9 protein-coding genes are annotated in these 12,018 nt (G+C 43.3%); 5 read left to right on the forward strand and 4 right to left on the reverse strand.

Features of this window, described 5'->3' with window-relative positions:
• Nucleotides 1-176 precede the first annotated feature (176 nt).
• The 4 genes from R8O10_RS15045 (at nt 177) to R8O10_RS15060 (ending at nt 7,118) form a co-directional block, all read left to right on the forward strand.
• On the forward strand, nt 177-3,554 hold the full coding sequence (locus R8O10_RS15045) for a helix-turn-helix domain-containing protein (RefSeq protein ID WP_318191524.1): 3,378 nt from the start codon (nt 177-179) through the stop codon (nt 3,552-3,554).
• Nucleotides 3,555-4,387: 833 nt separating this feature from the next.
• Nucleotides 4,388-4,615 carry a FeoA family protein gene (locus tag R8O10_RS15050; protein ID WP_005382190.1) on the forward strand — a complete coding sequence of 76 codons (228 nt, stop codon included), beginning with the start codon at nt 4,388-4,390 and terminating at the stop codon, nt 4,613-4,615.
• Complete coding sequence (gene feoB, locus R8O10_RS15055) at nt 4,615-6,891, forward strand: Fe(2+) transporter permease subunit FeoB (RefSeq protein WP_017819946.1); 2,277 nt, start codon at nt 4,615-4,617, stop codon at nt 6,889-6,891. Before R8O10_RS15050 ends, feoB begins: the two co-directional genes overlap by 1 nt.
• Complete coding sequence (locus R8O10_RS15060; protein ID WP_005382192.1) at nt 6,888-7,118, forward strand: FeoC-like transcriptional regulator; 231 nt, start codon at nt 6,888-6,890, stop codon at nt 7,116-7,118. The genes feoB and R8O10_RS15060 overlap by 4 nt, the downstream gene beginning before the upstream one ends.
• 109 nt (nt 7,119-7,227) lie before the next feature.
• Here R8O10_RS15060 and R8O10_RS15065 read toward each other — a convergent pair whose 3' ends face one another.
• From R8O10_RS15065 to argS, 3 genes are all read right to left on the reverse strand, one after another.
• Nucleotides 7,228-7,749, reverse strand: a complete 522-nt coding sequence (locus tag R8O10_RS15065; protein WP_042523163.1) for a YqhA family protein — start codon at nt 7,747-7,749, stop codon at nt 7,228-7,230.
• A gap of 150 nt (nt 7,750-7,899) precedes the next feature.
• A complete protein-coding gene (locus R8O10_RS15070; protein WP_005382194.1) occupies nt 7,900-8,328 on the reverse strand; it encodes an HIT family protein in 429 nt (142 codons plus the stop codon).
• A gap of 104 nt (nt 8,329-8,432) precedes the next feature.
• On the reverse strand, nt 8,433-10,166 hold the full coding sequence (gene argS / locus R8O10_RS15075; RefSeq protein WP_005388349.1) for an arginine--tRNA ligase: 1,734 nt from the start codon (nt 10,164-10,166) through the stop codon (nt 8,433-8,435).
• A gap of 220 nt (nt 10,167-10,386) precedes the next feature.
• Here argS and R8O10_RS15080 point away from each other — a divergent pair, with 220 nt between their 5' ends.
• Nucleotides 10,387-10,986, forward strand: a complete 600-nt coding sequence (locus R8O10_RS15080) for a VOC family protein (RefSeq protein ID WP_262635062.1) — start codon at nt 10,387-10,389, stop codon at nt 10,984-10,986.
• A 74-nt stretch (nt 10,987-11,060) separates the two neighbouring features.
• Here R8O10_RS15080 and purU read toward each other — a convergent pair whose 3' ends face one another.
• Complete coding sequence (gene purU, locus R8O10_RS15085; protein WP_005382206.1) at nt 11,061-11,894, reverse strand: formyltetrahydrofolate deformylase; 834 nt, start codon at nt 11,892-11,894, stop codon at nt 11,061-11,063.
• Nucleotides 11,895-12,018: the final 124 nt, after the last annotated feature.

The following is a 12,018-nucleotide window of genomic DNA, read 5'->3' on the forward strand; positions in this document are numbered from 1 at the left end:
TTTTAACGTGATCCAGTAGTAAGAATTACAACCTTTGGTAAGGCGAGCCTTTTCTCAGAAAGTAATTGAGATATCATTACCAATAATTATCAGCTCAAAATAACCGTATAAATCCATGTTTTACAAACGATGAACGGTCACTTTCAGAGCACAAATTGATACAAAAGGTTTTCGTCTTGCTACGCCAATTAGCCCTTGCTCTGTTGGGCTTTATCTTATCCTACCAAGCATTTACGCTTCATAATGCAAATGCAATCTTTTACCCTTTGCCAACTCAGGCAAAGGGTACTTTTATCGCGGCTAAAAAGTTGTTCTTGGGTGAAAAGGGCGGTTTGTGGATTCATGACGTACACGGGAGAGTCCTGTTTTACGATGGTCAAACTATATTGCCTAAATCAGGTAGCTTCCTACAAACGTCGGCCAAGCAGTTGGCTTATCATAAAGGTGCTTTTTGGACCTTTATTGAAAATGAGGTCTATCGAACTTATCCAAATCAGGAGCGACGTTTAGTCTTTAGTTTAAATCCAGGCTCACAAATAAGAAAAATAGGGTCTTCAAAGAACTATATTTGGGTGAGTGATGGCGCGCATTTCTATACCTACAATATCGACACTAGCGAGTTAAACTCTTTCTCTCTATTGCAGCTCTATCAACATAGTAATAATAGCTACGTTTACATTAATGATGCGGTGCTAGTTGAAACGAAGTGGGCACTAGCAACGACTTCCGGCTTCTATCTTTCTGAAGGTGATAAGTTTGACCATGTCGCTGCCTCAGGTCAAAACTACATTGAGAAAGTCTATTATTCACACACGCGAAGAGAAATTTTGATAGGTACATTGCGTGGCGCTTTAATTTTCAACATTTACCAGCCTGATAAAGAAGTGATTAGAATTGGCGGCTCACATGTTTTGACATTCGCAGAGACAAATCAAGAGTATTGGGTGGGGACAGAGCATGGCCTTTATTTGTACTCATTTTTTTCAGGTGAGGTCACCGAAGTCGCGCCTGCAAGCTTTCTTGAGTTAGAGTTAGATAACACGAAGATTTATTCGTTGTTGAGCGACAATATGGGAGGGATGTGGATTGCGACTAACCAAGGTATTCGTTATTACTCGCTATTTAGTAAAAAATTTGAACGAGTGACCTTTAGTAGTTATGACTCACACACCCTATCAGGACGAATTCGGCAAACTATTGAAGGTCCTGATGGTGCGCTTTGGTTTGCTGATGACCGAAAGATTTATCGTTCAGGAAAGAGTGGGATTAACCAAGTCTTAGAGTTGGAGTCGCAGATCAATGAATTTGCGTTTCAAAACGGCATGCTTTGGCTTGCAACCTCAAAAGGGCTGGAAATATTTGAGCTAAATGGTCTCAACAAGATTACATTTCCTTATTTACAGGTTATGGCTGGACATGCCGTAGAGCATGTGACCGTTGATGGTGATGACCGTCTTTGGGTATCAAGCGGATACCATCTTTACAATGTTGATACTGCTGCACAAAGCGTACGAAACTTTGGAAGTGAGTGGCTAGTAAGTCAGTATTTGCCTGCTAAGGTTACGCGCCTATATGATACTGAAGACGCCCTATTAATAGGCACCGATCATGGCGTATACCAATACAGTAATGACAACATCCAGTTTATCCGTTTTTCAGAAAAGTTTGGTGAATCATTAGACATGACCACGGCGGTTGATGGCAGCCAGTGGTTTGCTTCATCTTATGGTGTGTTTAAAACTGATACACGAAGCGATGAAAAACGTGTTGTTGAAATGAGTGAGCCCAACGCCAGACCTGCTTGCTTGATCAGAGACAGGCAAGGTGTATGGTTAGCTTCCTCTGTCGGTTTAAGCTATTACCACCTTTCGGGTGAGTTAGTGAAACATTACTCATCGTCATCAGGCTTAATGAACAATGAGTTCCTCCCTGGTATTTGTAGCGTTATACAGCAGACAGAAATTGGTGAGCGAGAGCTTGTTCTGGGGTCGAAGTACGGACTCGTAAAAGCAGAAGCATCCAAGCTGCTTGTATCTAATCCCCCAGAGTCTAAGTTTATTGTTAGCCAAGTAGTGCTTGAAAATGAAGTTCTGCAAGTTGGTAGTGCCGATCTGAATGGGCTCACACTGCCATATGGATCTTCGCTGAGTTTTTTATTCGGTGTGATGCCAAAACCAGACAGTCAAAATTTGTACTATCGATTGAACAACGATGACCCATGGCAAACGTTAGAGGGGGGCCAACTGACACTCGAGCACCTTAGTTCCGGTGAATATCACTTGCAGGTCAGTAATGAGTCTCAAGTTGCCACTGGAGTCGTTGGTTTAGAATCTCACTTTATCGTCCTTCATCCTTGGTATCTATCGCGATTTGCTATTTTAGGCTTTGTCGTAGCTAGTATTGCGGTCGTCGCATTACTTGTTTTCTGGCGCTCTCGCTACGTTGTACAGGCTAACCGTGATCTAGCAGCTCAAGTGACTCTCAAAACGAATCAGTTAAGACATCAAAGTAGAGTGTTGCTTACGAGCAACCAGCAATTACGTAAACAGATTCAAGTTAGAAACCTACTCGTAGACCATGTAGCTCTATCCATAAAATCAAGCGTCGACTTTATTGTGGCGAAACTACCTATGCCTCTCGATACTGCGACGGAGGATCATTTGGCTAAAACGAATTGGCAGTTAAATGAACTCAAAAGCGTTCCAAGTGATGTAAGTGGTGGGAGTCAGAACTACAACTTGAGTCAGATAACTCAGTCAGTGGTTGATGTATGGCAAGATGACTTTGCAAAAGCGGGTATTTTGGTAGAGCTAGAAGATGAGAGTAAGCAGAGCCGGGTTGCTCTGGAAAGCTTTAATCTTGATGTTATTTTCAATAGCATTTTTGCCAATATCATCAAGCGCTCTTTCCGGGGTCAAACGGTTAGAATTATGCTAGAAAAGGGGCATGATATTGTGTCATTGAGCTTTCTTGATTACGGGACGCAATTACCTAATAAAGTCGCGACTGGGCTTCCATCTAACTTAAATCACTCTGAGTTGAGTATTGACCACCTTGCCCAACTAGTGACAACGAGTGGTGGTTATTTGGCTGTCTTCTCTTCTGATGCTCAAAACAAAGTCGAGATTACATGGCCATCTGCGAAGGAAAGTAGTTATCTGGATGAACCGCAGCAAGAACTCAATCCTGTAACTATTGCAGAAGATCAAGTCACACCAGAGAAAGAGTGGTTGCAAAAAGTCTATCAATTAGTGGCAGAGCATTACCATGATCCTGAATTTGGCACTGCGTCAGCCGCTAAAATGCTGTATATGTCTGAACGCTCTTTGCAGAGACGTTTTAAATCTGCCTCGTCAAGAACGTTAAAAGACTATGTCACAGAGGTTCGTTTAGAAACGGCGTGTGAACAGTTATTGGCGGGTGAGAAAATCAGTGAAGTCGCCTTTAACTGTGGCTTTAATGATCCATCTTACTTTAGCCAAAAGTTTAAGCTGCATTTTGGTTTGCCCCCTTCCAAGTTTGCTTTGACTCAAGAAAGCCAAGAAATTTACTAGAAAACCTTCATTATACGCTCCCTAGTTAATAGTTAAGATGCTGGGGAGCTGCATACAGTGCTCTATTATTGCTGCAGTTGCTAACGCAGTAAGTTTCATTGTTTCTTCATCACATCTAGCCTACAAATCCATTCTCAACACGTAAGCACGATCACGTTCTATCTGTTAGTCGCGATGTTCATAGCAATAAGCATAAATGGCTTCAAGAGAATGATTTACTGATAGTTGCAACAAATAAATGACAGTTGTATTGCTGTATCAAAAGAGCGTGGTTCATTTGGGGGAGTGATGGCATGCGACATTCGTGAAAACGAAAACTGTGTTGAAAAGATGAATAAGGTAAAGAAGTTTTGAAAGAGGTGAAAAAAAATATCGTGGTATAGCCGGGGGGACTATACCACGGGTGTCAAGGACACCTTCGCTTGCTGCCGGAGTGACATGTTGCCATGCCACCTCTGGAATTTATTAGAGAGGTTGCCCTCTCGATGGAGTAACTATACGAGAGGTTACTTATTTTTCTTATAAAAATAACGCCATGTTTATATGAGAAAAGCGACAACGTTTTGTTTTTTAATTAACCCACTGTTTTAATTTGCATTTTTTGTTTTCTATCTTGGTTTGTGACATTTTTGTTTCGTTAGGTGTCATTTTTAATTGTTAATTTTGACGTAAATAACGAGAGGAAATTTACGAAGTTAACGTTTGAAAGCGTGAAAACATTTACGGAATCTTTGATTTCACACAAGGATTGAAGGGGTATAGGGGAGTAATATTGGCAACCTAAACTTATTAAATAATAATATTTCTCATTAGCAATACTCTTAAGGGCCACTATGAAGTTATCAGAGATTAATCCTGGCGATACGGTGACGATTCGGTTGTTAGATGGTCTTTCATCAGATATCAGAAAGAAACTCATGGTAATGGGGCTGCTTCCCAATACAGAAGTCAAAGTGATTCGACGTGCGCCAATGGGCGACCCTTTACAAGTCGAAGTCCGTGGTGTGTCTGTCGCATTGCGAGAAACAATTGCTCAGAAAATTGAAGTGGAGCGAGTGTAATGCAATATCAAGTGCTAACCGTAGGTAACCCTAATAGTGGTAAAACGACGCTATTTAATGGTTTAACTGGCGCAAAACAGCAAGTTGGTAACTGGGCAGGCGTCACGGTTGAAAAGAAAACGGGACAATTCAAGCATGCTGGGGATGAGTTTTTGCTCACTGACCTTCCGGGTATTTACTCATTAGACAGTGGTAATGATAGTAATAGTATTGATGAATCCATCGCATCGCGTGCGGTTCTAACTCATCCTGCTGATCTCATTATTAACGTGGTGGATGCTACAAGTTTAGAGCGCAGCTTATATATGACGCTGCAACTTCGCGAACTTGGTCGCCCTATGATTGTTGTCCTCAACAAGATGGATGCGCTAAAGCGTGAACGTCAGATGATTAACGTTGCAGAGCTTGAGAAAACGTTAGGTTGTCCGGTTGTCAGTTTATCTGCAACCAATAAAACTCAAGTGGCAGAGTTTAAAGAAAAGCTTCATAAATCCATCGTTCAAGGAGTGCCACTTAAAGAATTGTCTTTGCATTACGGTGAGAAGATGGAGTCGGCAATTCAAACGGTTTCCGCACTTTTTAACGACCAAAACGTCGCTCATCGTGCACTAGCGATTCGTGCGCTTGAAAAAGACACAATGGTGCTCAATAGTCTTTCTGATATTGATAGAAGCAAAGTCTTGGAAGTCATTACGACGTTAGATTTGGATATCGATTTGCATGTCGCGGATACTAAGTACACGCATCTGCATGAACAGTGTAAAAAAGTTCGCCGAAGCGAAGGCAAGTTAAGTCGTAGTGTGACTGAAAGACTCGACCAGTTTATTTTGAACAAGTGGATTGGAATTCCTTTCTTCTTTGTTGTTATGTACCTGATGTTTATGTTCTCGATTAACATCGGTAGTGCATTTATCGACTTTTTTGACATTGGTGCGGGCGCATTGTTGGTTGATGGTGGACATCACTTGTTAGATGGTCACCTACCTGTTTGGCTGGTTACGGTGATTGCTGATGGTTTAGGCGGCGGTATTCAAACGGTTGCTACCTTCATTCCGGTTATCGCGTGTTTGTACCTGTTCCTAGCGGTACTTGAGAGCTCAGGTTACATGGCTCGTGCTGCGTTCGTGCTCGATAAAGTCATGCAGAAAATCGGCCTACCGGGCAAAGCATTTGTACCGTTGGTTCTTGGTTTTGGCTGTAACGTACCATCAATCATGGCGACTCGTACTCTAGACCAAGAACGTGAGCGTAAACTGGCTGCATCTATGGCGCCATTTATGTCATGTGGTGCTCGTCTGCCTGTATACGCGCTATTCGCTGCGGCATTCTTCCCAGGTTCTGGCCAGAACATTGTATTCGCACTTTACCTACTTGGTATTGTGGCAGCGATCTTCACAGGTCTTTTCCTTAAGCACACGCTTTACCCAGGTAGCAGCGATAGCCTAGTGATGGAAATGCCAGATTACGAGCTTCCGACGCTACAAAACGTGGTGATCAAAACTTGGCAAAAGCTAAAGCGCTTTGTACTTGGTGCAGGTAAAACCATCGTTATCGTTGTTGCTATTCTGAGTTTCTTCAACTCATTGGGTACTGATGGCAGTTTTGGTAATGAAGACAGCGAAAACTCGGTGCTTTCTAAAGCTGCGCAAGTTGTAACTCCAGTATTCGCGCCAATCGGTGTTCAAGAAGATAACTGGCCAGCGACGGTTGGTATCATTACCGGTATCTTCGCAAAAGAGGCGGTAGTTGGTACGCTTAACAGTCTATACACCACGCCAAGTGACGGTGAAGACGCAGAATTTGATCTAATGGGCAGCCTAGAAGAGGCAGTAATGAGTATCCCTGAAAACTTAGCCGGTTTGAGCTACTCAGATCCATTAGGCATTGAAGTGGGTGACTTAACTGACTCAAATGCCGTTGCCGAAGAACAAGAAGTCGATGCTTCTATCTTCGGTAACATTAAATCGCAGTTTGCTTCTGGCAATGCCGCATTTGCTTACCTAATCTTTATCCTACTGTACACTCCTTGTGTGGCGGCGATGGGTGCTTACGTACGTGAGTTTGGTCATAAGTTCGCACGCTTTATCGCGGTTTGGACAATGGGCTTGGCTTACCTATGTGCGACGTTCTACAACCAATTGACGCATTTCGCAGATAGCCCAGTGACAAGTGGTATTTGGATGGCTGTGATCGTTGCTATCTTCTTTGGTACCTACCGCGTGTTCAAACAAGTTGGTAAGAAACAAAACGGTGCATTAGAGGCGCAAGTAGCATGATTTTAAAAGAGCTTTATCAATACATTGCAGACAAAGGAACCGTCTCCCAGTCAGATCTGGCTAAACAGTTTGGGATGAGTGAAGATGGCGCCGACGCGATGTTAAACGTGTGGATTAAGAAGGGCAAAATTAGCCGCCTAGTCGACACTAATAAAGCTCATGACGTGACTCGTGTTCGCTACTCAGTGACTAAACAAGATGGTTTGTCTTTGACAGTCACCATGTAGCGATTGTCAAAATTAGTCACCTAAAAAGTTATTACGTAAAAACGACAAAGCCGCATCAGCAATGATGCGGCTTTTCTTTTGCTGGTTATTGTTTGTGAATACAGCGAAATTAATGCTCTTCAGAGTGTTTAGTCGCGCCTAACCCTAGGAACTTCAAACCAAGACTTAAAACTAAAATCGAAATAGGTAATGTTAAGATCGTCCAATCTAAGCTGTCGAAGTTAATCAGCACGAGCTCTAAGAACTTCACAAACAAGATCACGATGATGACTTCAGCCAAAATGTTTTTTAGATGGCCGATGTTTGGGGTTCTGATCCAATGCAAAACCGACTGCTCTTGTGTTTTCGCTTTAGCTTTGTTGGAAATAAATAGTGTGTAGATGCCGTGAGCAAAGATGAACAAAACTAGTGCGACAAGAAACGTATCCAGTGACTTGATCAAATAAGCGATCGCGATGTCTGCTTTATCTAAATGTGCGAGTGCTTCTGGAGGTGTTTGATTGAGAATGAAGACCGCAAATGCCGAATAGGTTTTTGCTGCACCCATAAGAAAAAGCAAGAATGAAGCAGCCATAGAACAGATAATGGCGATCCAGCTGACGTATCGGAATGTGTTGAAGACTTGTTTCATGATGACCCTCTCTAACTGAGCTGGTAGTCTAAACAAGTTTTATTTTAGTGATAATCCCAGAAAAATGAGAAAGATTGTTACAAATACGTATTAATCTTTCTCTGTCTATTTCAGCCGTATTCAAAGGCGAATTATTTTCGCTAGCAGTGCTTATGCTTTTTGGAAAATAGAGCTCAGTGACAGCACATTTTTAATGCGACCAAGCAATTCGTTTTGCTCTTCTTCTGTACGGAATTCACCTTTGGTGTTCCCCCAAACCGGTCCCGGCCATGCTACGTCATCTTTGAAGCGAGCAATATGGTGAATGTGCAGCTGTGGCACCATATTACCTAGCGCACCAAGGTTTAGCTTGTCTGGACGGAATGTTGCTTCCAGTGCTTGGCTTACCGCTTGAGACTCTAGCAAAAACTGTTGCTGTTCTTGCATTGGCAAGTGGTGAAGCTCTTTTAGGTTTGCACGTTTAGGGACCAAGATAACCCATGGCACGGCGTTATCTTTATGCAGAAGCGCCACACACAGTGGGAAGTGGCCGATAACGGTGGTGTCTTTTGCCAGTTGAGGGTGCAGTTCAAAACTCATTATGTTGTCCGATTTGAATTGAATGACATCAGTATACGCCAGATAAAACAAAAGGTTGACGCTTTCACGTCAACCTTTCTAAATCGTCTCGATTCTAGAATCGCTTACATGCGCTCTAGAGTATCAATACCTAGTAGAGACAGACCTTGCTTGATGGTCTTCGCTGTTAGCGCTGCTAGTTTCAGACGGCTTTGTTTCACTGCTTCGTCTTCAGCAACTAGGATAGGGCACGCTTCGTAGAAGCTAGAGAACTGACCTGCTAGTTCGAATAGGTAGCTACACATGATGTGTGGTTGACCTTCGCGAGCGACAGATTGAACCGCTTCTTCGAACTGCATAAGCTTAGCAATAAGTGCTTTCTCTTTCTCATCAGTGATTTTGATGTCACCTTGGAGAGCGTCCATAGCAACACCAGCTTTAGCGAAAATAGAAGCTACGCGAGTGTATGCATATTGCATGTATGGTGCTGTGTTACCTTCAAACGCTAACATGTTGTCCCAATCGAACACGTAGTCAGTCGTACGGTGTTTAGATAAGTCAGAGTATTTAACCGCTGCCATTGCAACTGTTTTAGAGATCTTCTCTTTTTCTTCCGCATCTAGCTCAGGGTTTTTAGATTCGATCAGTTGTGCTGCACGAACTTCTGCTTCATCTAGAAGGTCGGCAAGGCGAACGGTACCACCCGCACGAGTCTTGAATGGCTTACCATCTTTACCAAGCATCATGCCGAACGCGTGGTGCTCAAGAGATACTGACTCAGGTACGTAGCCTGCCTTACGAACAATTGTCCAAGCTTGCATTAGGTGCTGGTGTTGACGTGAGTCGATGAAGTAAAGCACACGGTCTGCGCTTAGCTCTTCATAACGATATTTTGCACATGCGATGTCTGTTGTTGTGTATAGGAAACCGCCATCGCGTTTTTGAACGATAACGCCCATTGGTTCGCCATCTTTGTTCTTGTATTCATCTAGGAATACAACTTGCGCGCCATCATCTTCAACGGCAAGACCTTGTTCTTTTAGGTCTGCAACGATCTTAGGAAGCATGTCGTTGTACATGCTCTCGCCCATCACGTCGTCACGAGTAAGTGACACGTTTAGACGGTCGTAGTTGCGCTGGTTTTGGATCATGGTTACATCAACGAGTTTTTTCCACATTTCTGCACAGTACTCGTCACCGCTTTGCAGTTTCACAACGTAGTTTCGCGCCTTTACTGCGAAGTCTTCATCTTCATCGTACAGCTTTTTCGATTCGCGGTAGAAGCCTTCAAGGTCCGCAAGCTCCATAGAAACTTCGCCAGACTCTTGTTGTACACGTTCAAGGTTTGCGATAAGCATACCGAACTGAGTACCCCAGTCGCCGATGTGGTTCGCACGGATCACTTTGTGACCTAGGAACTCAAGAGTACGTACCACCGCATCACCGATGATGGTTGAACGTAGGTGACCAACGTGCATTTCTTTAGCTACGTTTGGTGCAGAGTAGTCAGCAACGATAGTTTGAGCTTCGTCTGCTGCAACGCCAAGACGTGAGTCAGCCAGTGCTGCTTCCGCTTGTTTTGCTAGGAACTCTTCGCTTAGGAAAATGTTGATGAAACCAGGACCAGCGATTTCTGTCTTGCTTGCAATACCATCTAGGTCTAGAACATCCAGTACTTTCTGTGCAAATTCTCGTGGGTTAGTACCCAGTTTTTTAGCAACGCCCATTACGCCGTTTGCTTGGTAGTCACCAAATTGTGGCTTTGCTGATTGGCGTACTGCCGCAGGACTGCCTGCAGGTGCGCCAGCGGCTTCTAGAGCCTGAGATACTTTGTCATTAATAAGTGCTTGGATATTCACACGCGTTTCCTTCAATTCAAGGACGAAGAACTCGGCGAAGTAAGTGCCGAGTTCTGTTGGAGTTCACAAAAATGGGGCTAATGATAACAACTTTATTGCTTTTCATACAGAGAGGAATTGGGGAAATTTATACTTTTTCGATTGAATGGAAATGTGGTTTGGTTTGCGTTTACTATTGCGCTCAGAGTAATGAGATAAATCGCCCCAAAAGAGAACCACAATGACGACTCAACTAGTTGAAAAACGCCTAGCGCCTAAATTGATGATCCAAGATCTGGATGCATTTATGGCGAAGATTGAAGAGCTTACATCCCTGTTAAAACTGGATCTGAGCTTTGCTCAAGCTGACCATATTGCGCTGCGAATTAATGATACTGAAACAGCAAAAGCCGCGCATGAAGCATGGAATCAATACGGTAAGGTGATTTCACAAGCGAAAATCAACGGTCGCCCGATTATTGTTATTGAATTCGACAAAGCGTTAGAAAGCCGTGGCTGGAAGATAGAGTGTCTGGAACTGCCATACCCTGCGGAAGGCAAAATCTACCCAACTGAAAGCTGGGAACATGTGGAGTTTGTTATTCCGTCTCATACCGAAACTGCAGACGAGTTTCTTGCTGATTTGAAACACACTTACCCAGCGTTTGGGGCGCGTTTTAATGAGTTGGAAGAGCTGGGTGTGAAGATCAAACTGTCGAACCCGAAAGGGGATGGCGAACGCTTGAACAACCCAACGGTGGCGTTTAAGTACCAAGGCATTTGTATCAAGCTGCACCCGCATTCACTTAAGCGTATTGTGGAGTCTGAGCAGGCTGAATAAGCAAGTTTTGAACGACTAGAAAGAAGAAAGGTTTGCAAATGAGCAACCCTTTCTTTCATTCAAAAGCGATGAACTTAAAGGATCACTGTCTTATTCCCATAAACAAAGACGTGGTCATTGATCACTTTATTCAAAGCCTTACTCAATACGTTCTTCTCTACATCCCGTCCCGCTTGCGCCATATCTTGGGCATTGAATGTATGGTCGACAGGAATTACGTCTTGCTTGATGATCGGCCCTTCATCTAAATCATTAGTCACGAAGTGTGCTGTTGCACCGATGATTTTCACACCGCGATCGTAAGCTTGTTGATATGGCTTCGCGCCAATAAAAGCAGGTAAGAAGCTGTGATGAATATTAATGATTTTGTGGTGGTATTTCTCAACAAACGTCGGCGTTAATACGCGCATGTATTTAGCTAGCACCAAAAAGTCAGCATCGTATTGATCGATCACTTCTAGCATCTTCTGCTCGTGTTCTTCACGGCTAAGGTTTTCATGGGTCACATGGTGGTAAGGAATGTCGAAGCGTTCAGTGAGAGTTTGCAGTTTGTCGTAATTCCCCACAACAGCGGCGATCTCAACATCTAGGCTTCCATCGTAGGTTTTCATCAGAATATCGCCTAAACAATGCGCTTCTTTTGTGACGAGAATGACGATGCGCTTACGGCGAGAGCCAACCAATTTACGCTTAGCACCTTGCGGGAGAGCTTGGTCCAAGTCGGCAAGAAACGTTTGATCGTTGAAGTACCCCTCCAACTCCGTTCTCATGAAAAAGTGGCCACTGGTATTATCAACAAATTCGTTATTGTGAACGATGTTGAGTTGGTGCTTGTAACAGATATTAGTAATTTTCGAGATGAGACCCGGGGCGTCAGAACAGTGGGTCAACAGTGTTTTCTTTTCCATAAATCAGGTACTTCCATGCATTAATATTTTAGCGTACGAATTTGTTATTATTCCCTGGCGGGTGTAACTGTACTGCCATGTTTCACCATAAATAATCTATTCTTACGTTGGTTTCAACAAAATA

This window comes from Vibrio sp. 1727 (assembly GCF_033344415.1).
Classification (GTDB): Bacteria; Pseudomonadota; Gammaproteobacteria; order Enterobacterales; family Vibrionaceae; genus Vibrio; species Vibrio alginolyticus.